This is a genomic window from Lentibacillus saliphilus, from assembly GCF_019093865.1.
GTDB lineage: Bacteria > Bacillota > Bacilli > Bacillales > Amphibacillaceae > Lentibacillus_B > Lentibacillus_B saliphilus.
Map to the genome: position 1 here is coordinate 641854 of NZ_JABJXD010000001.1, position 23379 is coordinate 665232.

Below are 23379 nucleotides of genomic sequence, written 5' to 3' on the forward strand. Positions count from 1 at the left end.
CGATATGCGGCTCATCCATCATATATGCGGCTACTTTTGAGAATATGCGGGCGCTTGGCGATATATACGCGTGAACGATAATATATGCGGCTGATATCGATTATATGCGCCCCTGGCCTGCGCATCCGCTCCTGCAAGAATCCTGCATACACAAAGGATAGAAGGAAGTGGTCAACCTTCGATCACTTCCTTCTTGTTTTCGGTTTGAGCGCGGATCAGATATGCGGCGCTTTTTTCGATTTATGCGTGCGAACCACTCGATATGCGGCTCATCCATCATATATGCGGCCACTTTTGAGGATATGCGGGCGCTTGGCGATATATGCGCGTGAACGATACTATATGCGGCTGATATCGATTATATGCGGCCCTGGCCTGTGCATCCGCTCCTGCACGAGGATCCTGCATACATAAAAGGCCAGAAGGAAGTGGTCAATGTGCGATCACTTCCTTCTTGTTTTCGGTTTGAGGCTGGACCGGATATGCGGCGCTTTTTCGATTTATGCGTGCGAACCACGCGATATGCGGCTCATCCATCATATATGCGGCCACTTTTGAGAATATGCGGGCGCTTGGCGATATATGCGCGTGAACGATAATATATGCGGCTGATATCGATTATATGCGTCCCTGGCCTGCGCATCCGCTCCTGCAAGAATCCTGCATACATAAAAGGCCAGAAGGAAGTGGTCAATGTGCGATCACTTCCTTCTTGTTTTCGGTTTGAGGCTGGACCGGATATGCGGCGCTTTTTCGATTTATGCGTGCGGACCACGCGATATGCGGCTCATCCATCATATATGCGGCCACTTTTGAGGATATGCGGGCGCTTGGCGATATATGCGCGTGAACGATACTATATGCGGCTGATATCGATTATATGCGGCCCTGGCCTGTGCATCCGCTCCTGCACGAGGATCCTGCATACATAAAAGGCCAGAAGGAAGTGGTCAATGTGCGATCACTTCCTTCTTGTTTTCGGTTTGAGGCTGGACCGGATATGCGGCGCTTTTTCGATTTATGCGTGCGGACCACTCGATATGCGGCTCATCCATCATATATGCGGCTACTTTTGAGGATATGCGGGCGCTTGACGATATATGCGCGCGTACGATAATATATGCGGCTGATATCGATTATATGCGTCCCTGGCCTGCGCATCCGCACCTGCAAGAATCCTGCATACATAAAAGGCCAGAAGGAAGTGGTCAATGTGCGATCACTTCCTTCTTGTTTTCGGTTTGAGGCTGGACCGGATATGCGGCGCTTTTTCGATTTATGCGTGCGGACCACGCGATATGCGGCTCATCCATCATATATGCGGCTACTTTTGAGGATATGCGGGCGCTTGGCGATATATGCGCGTGAACGATACTATATGCGGCTGATATCGATTATATGCGGCCCTGGCCTGTGCATCCGCTCCTGCACGAGGATCCTGCATACATAAAAGGCCAGAAGGAAGTGGTCAATGTGCGATCACTTCCTTCTTGTTTTCGGTTTGAGGCTGGACCGGATATGCGGCGCTTTTTCGATTTATGCGTGCGGACCACGCGATATGCGGCTCATCCATCATATATGCGGCTACTTTTGAGGATATGCGGGCGCTTGGCGATATATGCGCGTGAACGATACTATATGCGGCTGATATCGATTATATGCGGCCCTGGCCTGTGCATCCGCTCCTGCACGAGGATCCTGCATACATAAAAGGCCAGAAGGAAGTGGTCAATGTGCGATCACTTCCTTCTTGTTTTCGGTTTGAGGCTGGACCGGATATGCGGCGCTTTTTCGATTTATGCGTGCGAACCACGCGATATGCGGCTCATCCATCATATATGCGGCCACTTTTGAGAATATGCGGACGCTTGGCGATATATGCGCGTGAACGATAATATATGCGGCTGATATCGATTATATGCGTCTCCGGCCTGCGCATCCGCCTCCAACCTGTGCAATCGTCCCTGGCCTGCGCATCAGCACACGACTCGCACAATCACACCCACCGAACTCACTTCAACAAATGATTCCTATGTACGTAGACAGCAGCCTGTGTACGATCACCTAAATCCAGCTTAGACAAAATGTTGCTCACATGTGTTTTGACAGTTTTTATGCCTATGTAGAGCTTGTCGCTGATCTCTTTATTCGTCATGCCTTCACCGATACAAAGAAGGACTTCAAGCTCGCGTTCGGTTAAGTCATCATGAGGCTGTTTCGTTTGGGCTCGGTATTTTGTCATCATTTTTCCTGCGACTTTCGGCTCTATAACTGTTTCGCCCTGCCCCGCCTTCTTTATGGCGTCCACAATTTCCGAGGCGGATGATGTTTTTAATATGTAACTGAATGCGCCCGCTTCAATCGCCGGAAACACTTGCTGATCATCATAAAAGCTCGTTAATATAATGATTTTACATGTTGGATATTCGGCCATCACTTGTGCGGTTGCTTCAATACCATTTCCGTCATCCATCATCAAATCCATTAAGACGACATCGGGCTTTTCTTTAAGAATTACAGCGGCACCCTCCCGGCCACTAGCTGCTTGTCCAACAACTTCGATCTCTTCATCTGTTTGTAAATAGGCTATAATACCTTTTCGAACAATATCGTGGTCATCAACAACAACAACTCGAATCAACAGAAATCCCTCCTCATTCATTTTACGATTCTATTAACCAATTCAGCTTGACATGATAACCTTCCCATTAACGAATCTATTAGAATAAACCTCACTCTGCACGCGTTTCATCTTGTACAGTCATTTTAGGAATTCGGATATCAATATACGTCCCATCTCCCTTACTAGAGCGGACATTTAACGTACCTCCAAGCTCATTCACGCGCTCCTGCATCGTTTTCAGACCGTATGACGTTTTTTTATCCCCATTTTCTTGTATGCTAAAGCCGTCGCCATCATCACCAATATGCACAAAAATATCCCGATCACGATCTATAATAGTGAGTTTTACCATAGATGCATTGGCATGCCGTAAAATATTGGACAATGCTTCCTGAACGATACGAAACAGGTGCTCTTCAGTTGCTTCTGGCAGCACCAAATTGTCATCAATATCAACTCGGAATTCCAGCTGACATTTTTGTTTTAATTCCATGATTAACTTTTGTATACCGACAGAGAGCGGGTCACCTGATAAATAGACAGGACGCAAATGAAGTAACAACGCACGCATTTCTGTTTGCGCCTGCATTGCAGCGGCTGTGACCTCCTGCAATTGTTCTTTGGCAAGCTCTGGATTATGATCAAATTGCTTTAAAGCTGCTTCTGACATCATCGTAAGGGCAAATAGCTGCTGACTGACAGCATCATGTAAATCACGTGCTAACCGTTGTCGTTCCTCTATGACAGCCGCTTTATGCGCAGACTTTGTAAATTCACTGTTTTCATCAGCAAGCCGTTGTAATGACTGAACTTGATTTTGAAATTTGCCACCTAATGCATTGAGTTCATTGCTCAATCTTCCAAGCTCATTATCTTCTTTCGAATAAATCGTAGAGTCATAATTTCCATTTGAAAATTGCGCAATCAAAACGGAGATACCATCAATGTACATTTTCAAATGACCACCGGCACGATAGCCTGTATATGCAGATATGATGAGCGCTAAAACGAAGTATGTCGAAATAAACATAAATATACTTGTCCGCGTTAACCATACTGGATCGACAATGACATGGATGGTTAATAAAAACGCAAGCATGATAATTGTAACGGTAAACACAGCGTGCACATGCGATCGGATATAACTAAAGCGAATGCTATTCAGCCATTTTGTCATTCAGTCCACCTCCTGTTTCCTCCAATACGTGCTATACGCGGTCAACACGAATTGAACCAGCCTTCATCCGAAGATGGATATCCAATTTACGCGTTGCTGTTTTGTAATCCTCAGATTCATGATGTAACGTTCGATTAATGCCATCTGCAGTTTGACCGAATAACACCAATTCTCCTGCTTTGACGGAGGCGTCAATACGGCAGGCAACATTTTCAGGTATTAACAAGTGGATTTCACCCGCCCAATTATTAATGTGGATCGGAATTTCTTTTTCGGGTATATACGCCTTTGAAAGATTCATATAGTAATCACCGACCGCATCCCGGAAATCAATTGGCGTTAACGTCCAGTTCTCTTCATTAAATGTTTTATCACCTATTGAGAAGCGGGACGTTTTTTGTACCGTATCCTCATCGTCTTTGGACACAACAACGCGAATCCCTCTTTTTTTGGGAAAACCGATCATCGTCAAACCAATATAAATAATGAGTAATGGCCATAATTTCATAATATCGCTAAATGTGAACGTGATCACTTGAAAACGATCGAGTAACAAAAGAATGCCTAGCACTAGAAACAGTGACCCAAAGAGCAAGCTGCCACCTTTTCTGCGCAGCGAATCCATCAACCATTTAAAACCGATGGCAACGAACAATATCGGATAAAGATAATGCCATATCGTGCCGAAGTCAAAATCGATGACATTTACATTCGCTAATATTAGTAAAACACCAAATGCTATTAATGTAACTGCAATGAGATTGCTTAAAAAACGTCCTCTCATCATTTTCACCCTTTCTGAACCATGTCTGGTCTGTCTTCTATCATTAGTATAAAGAATCGACCTCCTCCTGATAACAACCCTTGGAATGTTTTCATCTCCGCCTTAAGTCTGATATTGTCTTTTGTCTCTATACTGTATCGTCGATTCATACAGTTTAATCAAGCCCATTAAACATAGGAAGCCGATGACAAACCCAGCAATCACATCTGTCAAATAATGCACATTTATAAAGTACCGACTCATGCCAATCACAGTAATTAATGCTGCGAAACCGACCTGAATGATAAGTGACACCGTTCGTGAACGTAGTTTTTTGACGATCATGTACATCAGGAGGCCATATGCAACGAGTGAAATCATCGCATGACCAGATGGAAAGCTAAACCCTTCAGCATTTGCTGCTTCCAAGATACTTGGTCTCTCCCGCCCTACAAGATGCTTGATCAAACTATTGGCAAACTTAGTTGCAAGCGTCCCTCCTGCAAAAAATACTGCTTGTATCCAGTCACGATATAAAACACTTAATCCAAGTGCCATTGTAATCGTAAATGGCACCATAAAAAACTCCGAGCCTAAATGCGTCATCGACCAAAAGAATTGATAAAGCATTGTATCTGAAACGTCAGCGACGGTTGATCGTGTCCATTGATCTAAAAAAGGAACGTGACCAGTCAGGATCTGTCCAATCCATATTCCTACTACAATTAAAGCTGGTCCGAGCACGAACCATTTCCTTTGGCTGCGTATCAAGCAAAGCCCTCCCCATCTTTTTTATGTGAGCTTATAGCTTACCCAATCTCTTTATATCATAACGTAAAAATAGGTTTAAAACATATGATTACGGGAATATACACGAGTAGAACGAAAATTAATCTTAAGAGGTGTGATACGAAATGGACAAACAACTAAAAGAATTAGTCGATGGATTAAACGAAGATTTATCGCATGAATATGGTGCAGCCATCCAGTACACATATAGCGCTGCCGTCGTATCCGGTTTATATCGCTCTGCATTAAAACCATTTTTTGAAGCGGAGGTTGCTGATGAGCTTGGACATGCCCTTTATTTATCCGAGAAAATCAAATCACTGGGCGGTACACCGACAACAACAGCGACACAGCCGCCTCAAGTAACAGAAGTGAAGGATTTACTCGCTGAAACGATGAAAGCTGAAAAGGATACAATTGAACGTTATGAAATACGCAAAAAACAAGCAGAAGACCTTGGCTTCACAGAGCTCGTCGTCAAGCTAGAAGACATTATCGCTGATGAAACACATCACAAAGAAGAAATGGAAAGACTACTCGAAGACCCACGTCTTTCTAACTAATTGAACCATCTCACAATACTTTTTTAAAATAAAAGGATCAACTTTAATGAAAGAAAACGGCTGGGACAAAATTAAAGTTTAACTCAAAGGACAAACAATGCTCATCATTAGCTCCGGAAATATACGTAGACTCCAGCGGGAGGAGAGGCCTAGGAGAGACTCCACAGTGCGTAGGGATGGAAGGCTAAAACCGCGACGTCCTGTCGCAACGCCTTCATGACCAACTTCCTGTTGGCCCGAGGCTTACCGAGGGGATGTTCGATTAAATACGGCGCGTCCTGCGCCAACATCGAACGACTAACCGCCTGTTAGCCCGCGGAAAGCGTAGTATATTTCCGGAGCGGTCGTATTGTTCGGATTTTATTTGTTTAAACCTCTTTTACCCCAGCCGCTTTTTCGTCGTGTCTATTTTCTAAACATTTAAGACAGTGACAACCCTTCCATGTTATAATGTGTGAAACTTAGTCTGGGGGGATTTGTTCATGTTGACGGACATTTTTAAAGCGATTGATGCGGCATATCCTGAGATGGTTGAACGACGTCGGTATTTACACCAGCATCCTGAGCTATCATTTCAAGAAACAAAAACAGCTGCTTATATCGCCCAATTTTATGAAGATCTAGGCCTGCCCTATGAAAAGAACGTCGGCGGCAATGGGGTTATTGCAACTTTAAAAGGCGGAAAGCCAGGTAAAACCGTTGCACTCAGAGCGGACTTTGATGCCTTACCCATACAGGATGAAAAGGACGTCCCCTATCGATCGACCGTAGATGGTGTTATGCACGCCTGTGGCCATGATGGGCATACCTCAACACTCTTAACGCTTGCCAAGGTCATGACCGCCTATAAAGACAACGTGCCAGGTACGATCGTCTTTTTGCACCAGCATGCAGAAGAATACGCCCCTGGAGGTGCAAAGCCCATCATTGAATCTGGGGCACTTGATCACGTTGACGCTGTATTCGGAACACATTTATGGGCGACAACACCACTAGGCGTCTTAGAAACGTCCAAAGATGTCCTCATGGCTGGGGCAGATCGCTTTGAAATCAATGTTCAAGGTCAAGGTGGACACGGTGCTTATCCACATGAAACAAAAGATGCGATTATCATTGCGACACAATTAATTACCCAGCTCCAGCATATCGTCAGCCGTCGCCTTGATCCACTTGAAACGGCGGTTGTGACGGTTGGACAATTTGAAGCTGGTAATGCATTTAATATTATTGCCGACACAGCTCATATTAAAGGCACTGTGAGATATCTTAAGCCTGAAATTCAAGCACTCGTCATGTCAGAAATGGAAAAAATCGTAAAAGGAGTTAGCACCTCTCACGACGTTGAGTGCACGTTGAATTATTTTAAAGGCTATCCCCCCCTTGTCAATAATGCCAATGAAGCCGGGCTCGTCCTTGAAGCAAGCAAAGAGATTGATGCGATTCATACCCGGAATGAAATCATACCGGTAATGGGCGGTGAGGACTTTGCCTATTACGTAATGGATAAACCTGGTGCATACTTCTTTACTGGGGCACAGCTAGAAGGCCATGAATACCCGCACCATCACCCAATGTTTGACTTTGATGAACAAGCTATGCCGATCGCAGCTAAAACACTCATCAGCGCTTACTTTGCTTATCAAACATAAATGCCAAGCAAATAATGAGGTTGGGACATAACTTAAAGTTTAACTCAATAACGAACAATGCTCACCATTAGCTCCGGAAATATACGCAGACTGCTGCGGGAGGAAGGCATAGGTTAGACCCCATAGTGCGTAGGGATCGAAGGCTAAAACCGCGACGACAATCGCCACGCCTTCATGACCAACTTCCTGTTGGCCCGAGGCTAACCAGCCGCCCGCGGTCTCCTAGTTTCGGCGCGTCCTGCGCCAACGTCGACACTAAAACATCGTGTTTGTCGGTCGCGAAGTATATTTCCGGAGCGGTCGTATTGTTCGGCTCTTCATTGATTAAACCTCTTTTGTCCCAGCCTCATTCCTACGATTAGTCAAGTATAAAATTGTAATAATGATTTGTTCTACTCGAGCAATTTTTTTACATAGGAAATAAGCCTCAGCTATTTACTTTTTTTAACTGAGGTTTTTATGGTATAATGCTACTTATTATTGGTCCTTAGAGATCGCGTACGTATAATCGTACTTTGTATTATTCTTGACCATGGAATAGATACATTTCAGTAGCTTATTCATGCAGGCTACAGTGGCAACCTTATCCTTTTTGGAGACAGGTTGCTTCTTTAATTTGTAATAATAATCCACAATGTGATTTGGAGCCGCTTTTTGTTGACGAATCATATTTCTAACAATGAAATATAAAATTTTTCTGCCTTTAGGATTTCCACGTTTATTGATGTGATCTTGTCCAATGTGTTTACCTGATTGATATCTTAAGATATCAATTCCAATAAAGGCGTTTACTTTTTTAGGATTTGAAAAGCGAGATAGGTATCCTAGCTCTCCAATGAAAAGTGCAGCGCTAATGTCACCAATTCCTGGAAAGCTTATTAGTACTTCGAACTCAGGAAGCATTTTGGCACTATCTATTAATTGATCAGAAATTTGCTCTTTCTCTACCAACAGATGAAGTAGTTGTTGTGCGTAATACTGAACTTTACGTGTTTGAACACTGGTTGAACAAACTGCTGGAAAAGAGTTCTTGGCGTAATCCATTATCTGACTTGCCTTTTCTTTTGCACGTCTTTCTGAAATTTTTTTCGTAGTACTTTTTATCAAACGGTTTTTAATTTTTGTTTGACTTGATTTTAAAACAAAATCAGGATGAGGATATAAGCCTATTAAGGTTAAGGCATACGGCGTAATTCTACTCGAGAAAAATTGTTCAAGCTCTGGAAAGCTTAATTGAAGCGCATTGTGTAAGTACATACGAGTCCGTTTTATTTCTTCTTCAACTTCTTGATAGAAACGCGATAGATCACGAAGTTCATAATAAATATCTGGTTGTTGTGATGTTTCTATTCGGTGATTATATGGATGAACTTGTGCCAGTTTATGAGCATCTTGCTTGTCTGTTTTCCAGCTTCTCAAAGTACCACTTTCTAATTGTTTTTTCGCCTCAAGAGGGTTCAACAAACAATAACGTAGTTTATTCTTTTGACAAAAAGTTTCCACAGGTTTCGAATAAATCCCTGTGGATTCAAAAACAAGAATGGGTTCTTCAGGAAGAAGTTGAATTTCATTAAGCAATGCTTGGAACCCTTCCTTATTGTGGATAATTTCTTCTTCTGACAGACAAGTCTGACCCTCATATACGACTTTAAAACTTTTCCCCATAGAAACATCTAAAGCAATAACTAATTCCAATGTCTATCCTCTCTCTTCTTTATAGCATTTGAAAGATCTTCACTTATTCATTTCGATTCCAATTTCCTATACACGAGCTCAATGGCCCCAACATACTTAAATCTGATTCAAAAATGAAAGTGAAGAAGCTCAGTTTTTTTTACGGATTCGAAATCCCTGAGGCTTTGGTCGAGCTTTCTTTCACTTCTCACTATAACTTTAAAAAAGAAAAATAGTGGGTAAAGTCATCCGTCGATGACCTTACCCACTAATCTTAGTATGTTTTTAATATGCCTTATCGGTTCAATTTAGACTTAACATAGCCATCAACAAATATAACGGTAAATAAAACACCGACAATGAGAACGATGAGAGACGTATGCCACGGCCCACTCGCTAAAGCTACAGCAGCAAACAGCACCGATTGTAAAAGCGTGAGCTGTCTGAGCAATTTTAACAGTGCTTTTTTGCGACTGCTTTGGTTAATGGGATACAAATCAAGCCATATGATTGTCCGATGATGGTGATACAATGTCATCATTTGAAAGGTGCTCATATAGATAAACAAAAGTGCGAAGACAATTTTCATCCACATATTTTGAAAGGCGTAAACCGCTATCCCGCCCATCACAACAAGCCTGACGTACATACCGAGATAGTCACTACGAATAAAGGTTAACCGATACAAATACTCATACGTATGTGCCTGTCCCCACGGAACTCGCTTCGCTGATCGTGCGAGCCAATGGCGTTTTTTAATCGGTGTATCAAAATGCGGCACATCGGTAAACATGTTTGCCAGCCGATAAAATGCCTGCATTCTACTCTGATCTTTTTCCAATAAGATGTCCCATGCAAGACCCGTTTGCTGTCGACCTATATACCAGTCATATAAAAAGATCCCGATAAACAATACTGTTACGACAGCTGCAAACACCATTTGTCCGTCTATCATAAAATAAAATACCGCAATGGACAGCAAGAGCCGAACGATCGCGTCAATTCTCCGCTGAGAAGTCTGACGTACTTTAAGCATCCACCAATGAGCGATGTAATTCCACATTTTAAATACGAGTAACACAACAATCATCAACACATAAACACGCGTTGGCCGATCAGGGTATGTATGTGAGTACAAAGGTCCAAGTGCCGCCGCGCTCAGCAGAACGAGGTAAAGCTGAACCAAGTAACTATAAATTAAGCCATTACGAAAATAAACGCCCATTCTATGCTCCACCGGGATTAAAAATACAAGATCTGGCTTTTTTAGCAATGTTTGAAGTGGTGTATAAGCCCCAATGAGTCCGAAAGCAATCCCAATCACTAAGGCAGTCGGAAAATTATCAGGGAGACTTTGGAGCCATTGCTGATAAAAATAAGCCGATGCCGCCACAAAAAACAGCATTGCAAACGCTATGTGACCATTAAAAATATAGCGTAAATACCGATTTAATTCTTTAACATGGCTGGAAAACCGTTTTTTAAAAAATAAATGCGCATCAAACATGATGATCTTCCTTCGTTAATTGCACATACAGGTCATCAAGCGTTGCACCCGGCATCTTAAATTCTTGACGCAAAGCATCTATCGTTCCCACCGCACGAATTGTTCCTTCATGTATAATGACGAACCGATCACAATAACGCTCTGCTGTTGCCAAAATATGAGTCGACATCAATACGCCAGCACCTTGTTTTTTCATACGATCCATTGTTTCTAAATAAGATTGAATACCGAGCGGATCAAGTCCAACGAAAGGCTCGTCCACAACATATAAATCCGGTTCAATTAAAAATGCGCACATAATCATAACTTTTTGTCGCATGCCTTTTGAAAAATGCACTGGAAACCATTTCAAACGTTTTTCCATATGAAACATCTTTAAGAGTGGAGGCAGCCTTTTTTCAAAAACGTCTTCAGAAATATTATAAGCCATTGCCGTCAATCGTAAATGCTCATAAAGCGTCATCTCATCATATAAAATCGGTAGCTCCGGGATATATGCCATATGCTGCCTATACGAATTCGGATGTGTCTTAAACGACTCCCCCTTCACTTTAATTGTGCCCTGTTTCGGTTCCATGAGACCAATGACATGCTTGATTGTCGTACTTTTGCCTGCACCATTCAAACCAATTAAACCAATAATTTCACCAGGGTATATATTGAAAGAAATACCATGTAATACATCTTTATGCGTATATCCACCACGCAATTGTTCAATTGACAATAACGGCTCCACAATTCGTTCCCCCCGTCTATACTTAGATCAAATTTTATCACGTTGTTTCGCTTATGCCAAAAATATTCCATACGAAATCATTTTTATGCACCATGAATGATGGTACAGTTTTTATGAATGACTCCCCATTCTTCCCCTTCTTTTATTATGCCATTTCTCTTTATTTTATCAATGCTTGTATGCCTATATCACTGCTCTCCCAAAAAACTTTAAAAAAATCTTGTATTAAAGGTATAAAACAAAGAGATCCGTCCACAATAGGTATTGAAGACGGAGGATGAGTTGCATCACAGCAGCAAAAACTTGTGTTAAACCACAAAATGAGGTGTTTGTGATCGACATCTAATGAAATAACCGTTTTGTTAGCACATATCTCCCGAAAGAGATTGCTGACAAAAGGTTTAACGTAGGCAAGTCCGTTAAAAAGCACAAGGCGAAAGCCAAGCACGCGATTTAACAATTTGTTTACCGGTCCCCAACATTGGATTGACGTAGACAACATTCATCCTCTTTCTTCACACAGCAGGCTGATCCGCTTAATCACGGGTCAGTCTGTTTTTATTTGATAAACACTAATGGATACAGTCTGCTTTACAGGCAGCCATACCGACGTCTACAATAGACATAAATACGCTTAAAGGAGATGGTGTGAATGGGCCATGATGACTGCATTTTTTGCAAAATCATTAATAAGGAAATCCCTTCTGCAAAAGTATATGAGGATGAGCATGTATATGCCTTTCTCGACATTAGTCAAGTGACGAAAGGACACACACTCGTTATTCCGAAAGTACATACGAAGGACATATACAACACCCCAGACGATGTTGCAGGGGAATTGTTTGCCCGCGTTCCTAAAATTGCTCGCGCTATAAAAAAAGCATATGAGCCTTCTGGTATCAATTTATTAAACAATAATGAAAAACCAGCTGGACAGGCTGTTTTCCACTATCACATTCATATTCTGCCACGTTATGGAAAAGAAGACGGTTTTGATCCAGGCTGGACAACACACGATGATGCTTATACCGCCGAAGAACTCCAGCGTATTGCTGAAAATATTCATGCGCACGTAAAATAACGTAAAATGTGCAGGATAAATCTGAATGGAACTGCCTTTTAAGCTTTTTTTTGTGTGAAAAGTCTGCTATAATGAAGGCACGTTTTCGCAGCTGACGATGAGCGTACAGTTGGAGAACGAATAAAACAGTCGAGCTTTAGCTTGAGTTGAGGAGAGGTAAAAATGAATACGAGGATCTTGGTTATGCTGTCATTGCTGGTCAGCATGGGAGCGGTGATGCACGCAATTGCACCACCAATTTTATTCGGAATGAGACCGGATATGCTGTTATCGATGATGTTTTTAGGGATCATGTTATTTCCAACGCCGAAATACGTGGTGCTTCTATCTATCGTAACCGGTATTATGTCTGCACTTACGACAACTGTACCAGGTGGTGAAATCGCCAACTTAATTGACAAACCGATTACTGCGCTTGTGTTTTTCGGACTGTATCTCCTCACACAAAATCGTGTGAATGGACATATAGCTGCGCCGATATTAACAGCGCTTGGAACTATTGTAAGCGGCTCTATCTTTTTGGCCGCAGCACTATTTATTGTCAGTTTGTTAGATGGCGCTTTTATTCCTATGTTTATCACTGTTGTACTGCCAGCAGCCGTCGTTAACACGATTGTTATGACCGTCATCTACCCGATTGTACAGGGTATTATGAAGCGACAAACCATTACAGCATCCTAACATTTCGTTCCAAAGCCAGTAATTGTCCCTGAATGTACTAGAGACGGATACTGAGCATTTCAACGCCATTGTTCACATAACATGTTTGAACTGGTGCCAATAACCTATTAAACAGATCCTCTGGCACGACTTTGTCAGAGGATTTTTTAAGAAATGATACCGACTGGTGCTCAAAGCTCCTTGAGTTGCCATGAAGAGCATATACGTCGGCCTATGTATCATGCAAGCTGCACAGGTCTTCATTATATAACCAAAGCAAAGGAGTGTGTAGGATTATGGCAAAAGGTAAATCGATGTTAATTGGTTTTTTAATTGGGGGAACAGTAAGCGCTGCCGCCACATTGGTTGTTGCCCCATCTTCAGGGAAAGAACTGCGTATACGTGCTAAAGAGCAAGGTATTGAATTAAAAGACATGATGTCTAAATTAAAATTCGATACAACGCGGTTAAAACAACAAATCTCAGATACGTCAAAAGAAGGCGTCGCACTCATTAAAAGTTTAACCCATGAAATTAAAGAATCTGTTGAAGAGTGGAAAACAGCCGTTGAACCACATCAAGAAAATATACAAGAATACTTATTGCAAATTGAATCAAGCTTAAAAGAACTTGAAGAAAAAGTTCAACAAAAAAAAGAAGCGTAAAAATCCGGGCGATCGCGTCGCCCGGATTTTTTATTGTCTATTTATTTTTATTCGTTAGGCTGTAAATCTTCAATGGACTCGATGTCCATATAAGATGGCACAACTAAACCAATTTTCGCACCAGATAGGTTCGCACCTAGGTTATCCATGTCTGCTTCATGCTTTTCATAGAAATCCTTATGTGTGACAGGTAACCAAGCTGCAAGTGTTGCATCGCCATTACCTTCTGCGATTGACTGGAATACGATTGGTGGCTCAACTGGTGTAACAGATACTTCAAAGCCTTTTTCTTCCATTGCGATCTTTAAGACACTTGATGAAGCGCGTTCTGAATCCCATGGAGTAGAAATAAGCTCAACCTCAACACCATCTACATCGTCTACACCTTCTGACCATTCTGCAACTCTGTCAGCATTATCTTCTACCCAGCGTGCAGCAACTTCACTAATATCTTCACCTGATTCTTTGGCATCGTACATAATACCTTCCATATCTTCTACTTCCCAATTAAACTGATCAATCATTTTATATGCGTTAGGCTTATCATCCTTGAGGCCTTTTCGGGCGAGTGTTGTAATATCTTCAGAGCCACCATATAGACCTTTTGGATCTTCGAGGTACTTCATGTCGGGGTATTTAGCAAAGGTCCAATGTGGATTCCATCCCGTAATGATGATTGGTTCTTCTTTGTCCATTGCTTTATCTAGTTCAGTAGCCATTGCAGCTGTTGAGGATAACTCGACGCTCCAACCTTGGAGACTGTCATATTGTTCAATTGCTTTTTCAGTTGTCACAGAAATACCTGCACCAGGTTCAATACCGATAATTGTGTGCTCAATAGCTTCTGAATAATTCGTATCGGCATCATTATTATTATTGGTATCGTTTCCACTTGACGCGTCATCTCCACCACACGCTGATAAAACAAGGACACCTGATAATGCTACTGCGACAGCTCCGTTTTTGAAAAATCGTTTGTTAAACATATTTTCAGCAAAACCTCCATAAAGTGAATTATCGGATAAAAGAGTTCATAATAAAGGACTGACGTTTCTAACGTTCAGTCCTTTATTTTATTGTTATTCCTTTGGCTCTAAATCTTCGATGGAATCAATGTCCATATAATCTGGCACAACGAGGCCAATTTTTGCACCGCTCAAGCTTGGTCCAAGCTCAACGAGATCATCTTTATATTCTTCATATAAGTCACCGTGAGTTAATGGAAGCCATGCAGCTAAGAACGCATCCGCTTCACCATTTGCTACAGAAGACCACATGAACGCATTGTCAACTGGTGTGATTTTTGGTGAGAATCCAAGCTCTTCTAAGACATTTGCAACAACATTTGTAGATGCAACAGTGGAATCCCATTCAACGTAAACGAGCTCAATTTCTCCACCATCAACTTCTTCTACGCCTTCTTTCCATTCAGCAACTTTTTCTTCATTATCGGCAATCCAATTAGCTGCTGCTTCCTTAGCGTCAACGCCGTCAGCAATTTCAAGCATTACAGTTTCCATATCTGCTGTTGTCCAATTAAATTGATCTAACAGCTTGTAAGCATTTGGCATATCTTCTTCAAGACCTTGGCGAACCATTGTCTCAATTGTCTCTTCGCTACCAAAGATTTCTTTTGGATCTTCTAGATAATGTAAGTCATATTTAGAGAACTTCCAGTGAGGTGTCCAACCAGTTACAATGATAGGCTCTTCATTTTTAATTGCTTCGCCTAATTCTGTAGCCATGGCACCACTTGATGATGCTTGGACTTCCCAACCTTGAAGGCTGTCGTATTCTTCAATTGCACGTTCAGTCGCTTTAAAAACACCAGCGCCTGCTTCAATACCTGTAATGGAATAGTCTAGCTCTTCACTTACGCTTTTAGAATCAGCGTCATTTGAATTATCTCCGCCACCGCAACCAGCAGCTACTAATGTCAGGGAAAGACCTGCAGCGATCCCTATTTTCTTCCAATTACGTTTAATCATAAACTTTAATCGCCCCTTTTAAATATTTTTATATATGGAAATTTTCCAGATTAGAGGAAAATTAATCCTTTTTACTATTGACACTTTGCGTAAAGCGGTCAATGATGATTGCCAAGATAACAATGGCAACACCAGCGACAAACCCTGTACCGACCTCAGCACGTTGCAAGGCAGACAGCACTTCACGTCCAAGACCTGGTGCACCGATCATCGATGCAATAACGACCATGGATAAAGACAGCATAACAGTCTGGTTAATACCAGCCATAATCGTCGCTCTAGCCATTGGTAATTCGACTTTAAATAGTCTCTGTGATCCTGTGCTACCGAAAGCTTCTGATGCTTCCACAAGCTCCTCAGACACTTGACGGATACCGAGATTCGTAAAGCGGACCGTTGGTGGTGTCGCAAAAATAAGTGATGCAAATACACCTGGTACCATACCGATGCCAAAGAACGCAACGGCTGGAATTAAATATACGAACGCTGGCATCGTCTGCATAAAATCCAGTATCGGTGTAATAATGGCTTGTGCCCATTTGCTTTTTGACATCAAAATACCAACAGGAACACCGATGATGATCGAGAATACACTGGCTAATAACACCAACGTAAACGTACTAATCAACTCAGGCCATAGTCCTTGATTATAAACGAACCATAGACCGATAAGTGTAAATGCGGCAAGTCCAAGCCGTTTACCACTTAAGAAAAACGCCAATACGGCAGTCAATAAAATTATAATAACAGCTGGTATAGGTAGTAATACATCTTCCGATATGAACTCCATGAATGTTCCTAAAGATGTTTTCACAGGATCAAATAAGAATGAAAATGTATCTGTTAACCAATCTGTTGCATCGCTAACCCATTTATCAACAGGTATCGTAGGTATAAAGTCTAATATTTTATCAAGCATTGTCCACATTCACCTCACCATTTCCGGAAAGTGCGGCAATTACGGCACCGCGTACAATAATCCCTAATAGTTTGCCTTCATCAACCACAGCTACAGGCATGGGTGAATCATGGATAATATCAAATATATCGTTTAACGATGTGTCTCTATCAACGCGTGGGATGTTGTTCGTAACAATGTCACGCAAATTCCGGTTATCTTTTTTGATTGCTTCAGATGCATGTTCAGCCGTCACGTATCCTTTTAGAACACGGTTGTTATCAACAACATAGATGCCGGATAGACCTTCCTCACGCATCCGTTCTAACGCAACACGAGGTCCATGCTTATCAATATTAACAGTTTCTGGTCGCATCATGATGTGACTTGCTGTTAAGACTTTTGAACGGTCCACATCTTCAACGAATCTCTCAACATAATCATTAGCCGGTGATACGAGGATTTCCTCAGGTGTTCCGATCTGAACAATCGAACCATCCTTCATAAGTGCGATTCGGTCACCTAGGCGTAGTGCTTCATCAAGATCATGCGTAATAAAAATAATCGTTTTCTTCATGGACGCCTGCAAGTCCATCAACTCATCCTGCATTTCTTTACGAATTAGTGGATCAAGAGCTGAGAATGCTTCGTCCATCAATAGAACTTCTGGATCGTTTGCAAGTGCACGTGCTAAACCAACGCGCTGCTGCATACCACCAGATAATTGACTTGGCTTCTGCTGCATGTAATCGCCCAAGCCGACAAGCCGGAGCGCTTCTGCAGCTTTCTCTTGGCGTTCTTCTTTCGGTACACCTTGTATTTCCAAGCCGAATTCAGCATTGTCTAAAATGGTCCGGTGAGGAAATAAGGCAAACTTTTGGAACACCATACTCATCTTTTGTCTTCTTACATTACGCAGCGCTTGTTTATCCATAGCAGCCAAGTCATCATTGTCAACGAGTATTTGTCCTTCTGTCGGCTCAATTAATCGGTTGAGCAGTCGAACCAATGTCGACTTCCCACTTCCAGACAACCCCATTATTACAAAAATCTCACCTGGTTCTACTGAAAATGACGCCCGATTTACACCAACCGTACAACCAGTTTCTTTTAATATGTCTTCTTTGGACATGCCTTGGTCCAAAAGCTTCAAAGCATTTTGGGCACCCTTGCCAAAAACCTTTGATAAATTTTCCACTTCAATTATTGGCACATTTTACACCTCTTTATTAGTTTCTCCATTTTCATGGGGATGATATGAGTCACGTTGCTTAGATATCTTTAGTCAATACTAATATACGAGATTCATAGATTATGATTTGGCATCATATCCGCTTTCTAACATCCACTCTAATACTATATACCCTTTCTATGAAGAATCTCAAACGGTAAATACCATTAATTTTGTACATTTTATTCGTACAGTTTATACTGAACGAACTTATATAGGTTTATTCTTTAATTTCCTCTATATTACTCCCATATCCTAGTGTATTACCTATTTTTAAAATGGTTATTTTTGGTGTAATCTTTATATAGCAAGGCTTTTAGGGGGAGAATATGATTCAAAACACTAATGAACAAATCGCTGATCACATCGTTATGGAATTTGCCAAAACGGCAGAGCTATTTGGGTTAACAACCCTCGAAGCCCGTTTATTCGCATATATGTATTTAGAAGATAAACCATTAACATTAGATGAAATGAGCGAAGCCATGGGCAAAAGTAAGACATCAATGAGCAATGGCGTTAGAGGTCTTCTTGACTTAAAGCTTGTTAATCGTGTGTGGATTAAAGGGGTCAGAAAAGATTTGTATCATGCAAATGCACCATTATTTAAGATATTTATGGATGCCTATTTACAAAAATGGGATGATGCGACGAAGCATCAAAGAGAAGCTTTAATGTCAATCAAAGAAACCATTGAACATGACCCTGAGCTTTCAGCTAACACAAAAGGTGGGCATATGGAACAGCTTGAACAGATGATTCAATTTCACAATGCCATTAAAAGCAGCTTTAACCAATTAAAAAACGATCCACATATGACGTGAACAAAACGGTCTATGTAATATGAAGCAAACACACATGGAATATCCTCTTTATTCAACAAGATTACTTCAATGATCTCTCCCTCTACATACTGCGAGCGATTGGCTATTTGTAGCTGGGAGAGACCGCATATTTACAACTCTTCTTCTCTAATTTTTTAAGACACCCAAAACTTATTGATCTATGTCTTTAAACATCAACATATAATATAGAAGAAACCCATTTATTTTACGGTTTTTTTGATGTCTTCACCTCTATATCAAGACTGCTGTAACAATATGTCCAAACGTACGAAAAAAAAGATAAAAAAATAGGCAAAAACCTATTGCTTTTTTTCTTAAAACGTACTATGATTCACTAAGATTTCAATCGCAAAATAAGCAGTAACAGAGGTGATCAAAATGAATTGCTGGAAGTCGATTAATATTGAAAAAGATTACGGGAGCAACCGATTGTATTTAATGGCGTTTTTAATCGGGATAGGCTCTTTTATTGTTTTATTTGTTCCAGTATCTATGATTCACGGAACAGAATCTGTTGTCGACAAAGGAATTGTCCCATTCATTTTGGCACTTATTTCTCTACCGACACTACATTCATTGACACACATGATTCCCGTTCTTATGGTGGGAAAACCGATTAAAATTAAATTCAAAACGAGCATTAAATGCTTACCGACGTTTCACTGTTATTCAGGAAGCTATTTGTCAAAGACGCTCGCACTCAGTTCAATGGTACTACCGACAATCTTTATTACAATTCCAGGTCTTATCGTTAGCTTGCTGATGCCGCACATTTTTGTGTATGTGCTCGCTTTTACCGCGATTCATATTGGCATTTCTTTACGGGACTTTCTTTATATCATTCATATTTTAAAAGCACCTAAAATGGCCGTCGTGGAAAATGGAACTGCAGATTTGGATATACTCATCGAACGCACAAAATCTTAACAAGGCATATTAATGTGTTTTCAATTTTTAACCGAATACGCGTCACGAACTTCTAAAATCCGAACTGATTCTTATGTGCGCAACATAAGGAATCATTGTTCGGGTTTTTATTTTCCGACTGCTTTATCCGATCCCCTCCTTTTTAGCGTCATGAAGAGTAATTATTTATTTAATCCACTATATCATATAGATTATTCAATATTTATTGTGCCATTATTGATTCTCCCCTATGCAGCACGTTGTTATTTTGATAAAGTAGAGATTACAATATTGCAATAATCCCCTACACGTATGTCTAGTTTTTTTGATGGAGGTTTTAGCATGGAATTTATATTCCTTTTATATGCTCTGATCGTCTTTTCCATTTTTAACGTATTGACTCATAACTTTTGTATTAAAATGGAGATGAAGCCAGCAAAGCAAGAGACTGTTTTTCGCTTTATGAATATTATGATTTTAATTTTGCTGCTCTCTTCTTACGTTAAAGTCATGAATGTGACCGTTTAATATTAAAAGTGTGGAAATGATAGGTCAGGCTATATTTTTTCAATGCAAATGTGATATAGTAACAATTGGCTACAAAATAAGATACGATATTGGGAGTGTTCATAGATGAAGAAGCTAGTAGTCGCAGCAGTCGTAACAACATCTCTGTTTGCACTTGGTGCATGCAGCAACGAAGACCCAGAAGTGGTTGTAGAAACAGATGCAGGTAACATTACGAAGGATGAGTTCTATCAGGAATTAAAAGATCGCTACGGTGATACAGTCCTTCAAGAAATGGTTGAAGTTAAGGTTCTCAGCGACAAGTATGAGGATGTATCTAAAAAAGACGCTGATGCAGAAGTGGACAAAATGAAAGAGCAGTACGGTGATCAATTTGATATGTTACTGCAGCAGCAAGGTTTCGGTAATGAAGATAATTTCCGTCGATTGATGTATACAAGCATGTTGCGTGAAGCGGCAGCTGCTGAGGACATTGAAATTTCCGATGAAGAAATTCAAGAACAATATGATCTCATGAAGAAAGAAATTAAAGCACAGCATATTCTTGTTGAAGATGAAGAAACAGCTCAAGAGGTAAAAGAAAAGCTTGATAACGGTGAAGATTTTGCTGAGCTTGCAAAAGAGTACTCAAAAGACACTGGTTCCGCTGAAGAAGGTGGCGACCTCGGTTACTTCTCAGTTGGTGTGATGGCGCCTCAAGGTCAACGAATGGTTGCTGAATTTGAAGATGCTGTCTTGAATCTAGATAAAGGTGTAGTTAGTGACCCTGTTGAAACGGCTCACGGCTTTCACATTATTAAAGTCAATGACAAGCGCGAAAAAGAAGACGACCTCGGTTCTTTAGAGGATAATAAAGAAGATATTAAGCGCGCTCTTCTAAATGAAAAAGTCGACATGCAAAAAGCACAAGCAAAACTTGAAAAAATCATGAAAGACGCTAGCATCGACGTTAAGATAGACGGTTTAGAAGATCTATTTAAATTTGAAGACAAAGAAGAAGCATCAGAAGAAGAATAATGAAATATACAACGAGGCCCATCTCCAAAAGGAGGGGCCTCGTGTTTTTGTTGCCATATTAGAGCGACATTTGACGCTCTCTTTGCGCTTCCTTCTCTGATTGAGCCTCCATATCCATCTCTGCTTTTGTTTCTTGAGGAAGCGGTGCCTGAATCTCTTCTGCTTCTTTTTCAGAAACATTGGTATTGCGCTCTTCCTGTCTCAATTGACGTTCATGCGCCAACCTTTCCATGAACACACTGCCTTCGCGTTCAATATGCTGCTGTTCAAGCTGCTTTTCTGCTCGAATCGCGCGATATGCCATATACCCACTAAAAAATATAAAGACAATCAACATATATACCCACCATGCTACGCCGAAAATCATGTCATTTCCTCCCTCGTCCAAGCTTGTATTCATATTTATATGAACGAACGAAAAAAAAATGACCAAGTATGTCCTATAAAAAGGACATCTTGATCATTTTTTTTCAAATAATGGTTTATAAAATGCTCGATTATCGAGAGGGAAGAGCCGTTCGGTAAATTCTCCAGGATTAACTTTGTCTAAAGCGCGATTTAACGTATTCATTTTGGCATCAATTAAATCAATAAGGTGTAAGAGTTCACCTTCTCTTACAAGCGGTGGTCTAGGACTGCCCCATTCAGCTTTTCCATGATGTGAGAGCACGAGATGCTGTAAGATAAGTACTTCCTCTTCTTCCTCCACCTGAAGCTCTCGGGCCATGTGACCAATTTCCTCTACCATCATCGGTATATGCCCAATTAACTTCCCTTCAAGCGTGTATGTTGTTGTAACAGGACCTGATAGTTCTCTTAGTTTACCGAGATCATGTAAAATGATGCCAGCATACAATAAGTCCTTATTCACCTGAGGATACAATCTATGCAATTCTTTTGCTATTCCTAGCATACTCACAATGTGGTGTGCAAGGCCTGATACATACTCATGATGGTTTTTAGATGCTGCTGGATATGTCAGTAAGTCTTCTTGGTGCTTTTTAATAAAACCACGTACGATACGTTGTAGGACAGGATTTTCCATTTCAAAGATTGCTTCCGTTAACTTTTCTGCGAGCACATCCTTTTCGACAGGTGCTTTTTCAATGAAATCCGCAATTTGCACACCATCCATCGGTTGCGCAGGTCGAATGGACATAATTTTCAATTGAGCACGGCCACGAAACTGATTCACTTCGCCAGACACACGAACGATTGTCTCGGCGCCATATGCTGTTTCATCTTCTTGTTTCGCATCCCATAATTTTGCTTCAATTTCCCCGGTTGCATCACATAGTATGAGTGTCATAAACGCCTTTCCATTGCTTGCGACACCTTTTGAAGCCTCCTTAATAAGTAAAAAGCTATCAAATGCATCACCAATTTGATGATGGCCTATGCCTGTTTTCATATGAGTTCCTCCCCCTAAACATCCCTCTATTACTTCTTCGGGATGTAGTCAAATATTTTCCCTGTCTCAATAACACGTATGAAATCCATTAACCAGTCGTAATAATTTCGTGCATATTTCAGTCGTTCAATATCACCAGCAATTTTCTCTTTCAATAACTCATCTGTCGTTCTCTCATAGATTTGTTCCAGATCGGCAATTGTTTCATCGGCTTCTTCAATATTGGACTCTGTATATTGGCGCCAACGATTGCCAAAAAGAGATGTAAACGATTTGTACCAATCTTCCTCTGATTGATATAAGTCTTTACGTATGCCACGGCGAAAGGTTGATTCAACCATTTTCATATCAGACAACGCTCTGACACCTGTTGACATGCTCGTTTTACTCATCTGCAGTGCTTCACGCATATCATCCAGTGTCATCGGTTCACCTGAAAAATATAAGACCCCGTACAACCGGCCTACAGAAGATGTAATTCCGTACAGGTTCATATTTTTTGCAATCACTTGAATAAATTGCTCAATCTTTTCTTCATACAATTCCCAGTCTTTAGGTTGGTTACCTGACAATTGCAACCCCTCCATCACACTTCTTCATTACATTTATGTTGCATGAACGGACAGCCCCCTACGTTAAACAAATCATTAGGGTTAGCTGCCCGATTC

The 23379-nt window shown here is 41.1% G+C and carries 23 protein-coding genes; 9 read left to right on the plus strand and 14 right to left on the minus strand.

Annotated features, from left to right (window positions below; genetic code table 11):
- Window positions 1–2011: 2011 nt before the first annotated feature.
- From HPC67_RS03300 to HPC67_RS03315, 4 genes are all read right to left on the minus strand, one after another.
- Window positions 2012–2641: a response regulator gene (locus HPC67_RS03300; RefSeq protein ID WP_217586000.1), complete on the minus strand. Its 630-nt coding sequence runs from the start codon at window positions 2639–2641 to the stop codon at window positions 2012–2014.
- A gap of 91 nt (window positions 2642–2732) precedes the next feature.
- Window positions 2733–3800, minus strand: coding sequence for a sensor histidine kinase (locus HPC67_RS03305; RefSeq protein WP_217586001.1), 1068 nt, complete (start codon window positions 3798–3800; stop codon window positions 2733–2735).
- Window positions 3801–3831: 31 nt separating this feature from the next.
- Window positions 3832–4584: a cell wall-active antibiotics response protein LiaF gene (liaF, locus tag HPC67_RS03310; RefSeq protein WP_217586002.1), complete on the minus strand. Its 753-nt coding sequence runs from the start codon at window positions 4582–4584 to the stop codon at window positions 3832–3834.
- A gap of 102 nt (window positions 4585–4686) precedes the next feature.
- Window positions 4687–5334, minus strand: a complete 648-nt coding sequence (locus HPC67_RS03315) for a phosphatase PAP2 family protein (RefSeq protein WP_246569598.1) — start codon at window positions 5332–5334, stop codon at window positions 4687–4689.
- Between the two features lie 143 nt (window positions 5335–5477).
- Between HPC67_RS03315 and HPC67_RS03320 the strand changes: the two genes are divergently transcribed.
- Both HPC67_RS03320 and HPC67_RS03325 read left to right on the plus strand, forming a co-directional pair.
- Window positions 5478–5915 carry a ferritin-like domain-containing protein gene (locus tag HPC67_RS03320; protein WP_217586003.1) on the plus strand — a complete coding sequence of 146 codons (438 nt, stop codon included), beginning with the start codon at window positions 5478–5480 and terminating at the stop codon, window positions 5913–5915.
- Between the two features lie 482 nt (window positions 5916–6397).
- Window positions 6398–7564, plus strand: a complete 1167-nt coding sequence (locus HPC67_RS03325) for an amidohydrolase (RefSeq protein ID WP_217586004.1) — start codon at window positions 6398–6400, stop codon at window positions 7562–7564.
- Window positions 7565–8041: 477 nt separating this feature from the next.
- Here the strand turns inward: HPC67_RS03325 and HPC67_RS03330 are convergent, their stop codons facing one another.
- The 3 genes from HPC67_RS03330 to HPC67_RS03340 form a co-directional block, all read right to left on the minus strand.
- On the minus strand, window positions 8042–9259 hold the full coding sequence (locus tag HPC67_RS03330) for an IS110 family RNA-guided transposase (protein WP_217586005.1): 1218 nt from the start codon (window positions 9257–9259) through the stop codon (window positions 8042–8044).
- Window positions 9260–9533: 274 nt separating this feature from the next.
- The gene (locus HPC67_RS03335; protein WP_217586006.1) at window positions 9534–10745 is read right to left on the minus strand and encodes an ABC transporter permease; all 1212 of its coding nucleotides are present in this window, start codon (window positions 10743–10745) and stop codon (window positions 9534–9536) included.
- Complete coding sequence (locus HPC67_RS03340; RefSeq protein WP_217586007.1) at window positions 10738–11481, minus strand: ABC transporter ATP-binding protein; 744 nt, start codon at window positions 11479–11481, stop codon at window positions 10738–10740. The genes HPC67_RS03335 and HPC67_RS03340 overlap by 8 nt, the downstream gene beginning before the upstream one ends.
- 652 nt (window positions 11482–12133) lie before the next feature.
- On the opposite strand from HPC67_RS03340, the gene HPC67_RS03345 reads away from it, so the two are divergent.
- The 3 genes from HPC67_RS03345 to HPC67_RS03355 all read left to right on the plus strand — a co-directional run bounded on the left by HPC67_RS03345 (window position 12134) and on the right by HPC67_RS03355 (window position 13887).
- The gene (locus tag HPC67_RS03345) at window positions 12134–12562 is read left to right on the plus strand and encodes an HIT family protein (RefSeq protein ID WP_217586008.1); all 429 of its coding nucleotides are present in this window, start codon (window positions 12134–12136) and stop codon (window positions 12560–12562) included.
- A 162-nt stretch (window positions 12563–12724) separates the two neighbouring features.
- Window positions 12725–13243 carry a tryptophan transporter gene (locus HPC67_RS03350; RefSeq protein WP_217586009.1) on the plus strand — a complete coding sequence of 173 codons (519 nt, stop codon included), beginning with the start codon at window positions 12725–12727 and terminating at the stop codon, window positions 13241–13243.
- A gap of 275 nt (window positions 13244–13518) precedes the next feature.
- Window positions 13519–13887 (plus strand): YtxH domain-containing protein, encoded by a 369-nt coding sequence (locus HPC67_RS03355; protein WP_217586010.1) that lies wholly within the window; start codon window positions 13519–13521, stop codon window positions 13885–13887.
- Between the two features lie 47 nt (window positions 13888–13934).
- On the opposite strand, the gene HPC67_RS03360 is transcribed toward HPC67_RS03355, so the two are convergent.
- From HPC67_RS03360 to HPC67_RS03375, 4 genes are all read right to left on the minus strand, one after another.
- Complete coding sequence (locus tag HPC67_RS03360) at window positions 13935–14873, minus strand: glycine betaine ABC transporter substrate-binding protein (protein ID WP_217586011.1); 939 nt, start codon at window positions 14871–14873, stop codon at window positions 13935–13937.
- A 93-nt stretch (window positions 14874–14966) separates the two neighbouring features.
- Window positions 14967–15875, minus strand: coding sequence for a glycine betaine ABC transporter substrate-binding protein (locus HPC67_RS03365; RefSeq protein WP_217586012.1), 909 nt, complete (start codon window positions 15873–15875; stop codon window positions 14967–14969).
- Between the two features lie 61 nt (window positions 15876–15936).
- Window positions 15937–16794, minus strand: a complete 858-nt coding sequence (locus tag HPC67_RS03370) for an ABC transporter permease (RefSeq protein WP_217586013.1) — start codon at window positions 16792–16794, stop codon at window positions 15937–15939.
- Window positions 16787–17986: a quaternary amine ABC transporter ATP-binding protein gene (locus HPC67_RS03375; RefSeq protein WP_217586014.1), complete on the minus strand. Its 1200-nt coding sequence runs from the start codon at window positions 17984–17986 to the stop codon at window positions 16787–16789. The genes HPC67_RS03370 and HPC67_RS03375 overlap by 8 nt, the downstream gene beginning before the upstream one ends.
- Before the next feature lie 347 nt (window positions 17987–18333).
- Here HPC67_RS03375 and HPC67_RS03380 point away from each other — a divergent pair, with 347 nt between their 5' ends.
- The 4 genes from HPC67_RS03380 (at window position 18334) to HPC67_RS03395 (ending at window position 21300) form a co-directional block, all read left to right on the plus strand.
- Window positions 18334–18828, plus strand: a complete 495-nt coding sequence (locus HPC67_RS03380) for a GbsR/MarR family transcriptional regulator (protein WP_217586015.1) — start codon at window positions 18334–18336, stop codon at window positions 18826–18828.
- Between the two features lie 399 nt (window positions 18829–19227).
- Window positions 19228–19776 carry a DUF3267 domain-containing protein gene (locus HPC67_RS03385; protein ID WP_217586016.1) on the plus strand — a complete coding sequence of 183 codons (549 nt, stop codon included), beginning with the start codon at window positions 19228–19230 and terminating at the stop codon, window positions 19774–19776.
- A gap of 321 nt (window positions 19777–20097) precedes the next feature.
- Window positions 20098–20283: a hypothetical protein gene (locus HPC67_RS03390; protein WP_217586017.1), complete on the plus strand. Its 186-nt coding sequence runs from the start codon at window positions 20098–20100 to the stop codon at window positions 20281–20283.
- A 105-nt stretch (window positions 20284–20388) separates the two neighbouring features.
- The gene (locus HPC67_RS03395) at window positions 20389–21300 is read left to right on the plus strand and encodes a peptidylprolyl isomerase (RefSeq protein WP_217586018.1); all 912 of its coding nucleotides are present in this window, start codon (window positions 20389–20391) and stop codon (window positions 21298–21300) included.
- A gap of 58 nt (window positions 21301–21358) precedes the next feature.
- On the opposite strand, the gene HPC67_RS15925 is transcribed toward HPC67_RS03395, so the two are convergent.
- The 3 genes from HPC67_RS15925 to HPC67_RS03410 all read right to left on the minus strand — a co-directional run bounded on the left by HPC67_RS15925 (window position 21359) and on the right by HPC67_RS03410 (window position 23298).
- Window positions 21359–21667, minus strand: a complete 309-nt coding sequence (locus HPC67_RS15925) for a sporulation YhaL family protein (protein ID WP_217586019.1) — start codon at window positions 21665–21667, stop codon at window positions 21359–21361.
- Between the two features lie 93 nt (window positions 21668–21760).
- Window positions 21761–22711: a 3'-5' exoribonuclease YhaM gene (gene yhaM, locus HPC67_RS03405; RefSeq protein WP_217586020.1), complete on the minus strand. Its 951-nt coding sequence runs from the start codon at window positions 22709–22711 to the stop codon at window positions 21761–21763.
- Between the two features lie 29 nt (window positions 22712–22740).
- Complete coding sequence (locus HPC67_RS03410; RefSeq protein ID WP_217586021.1) at window positions 22741–23298, minus strand: GbsR/MarR family transcriptional regulator; 558 nt, start codon at window positions 23296–23298, stop codon at window positions 22741–22743.
- Between the last annotated feature and the right edge of the window lie 81 nt (window positions 23299–23379).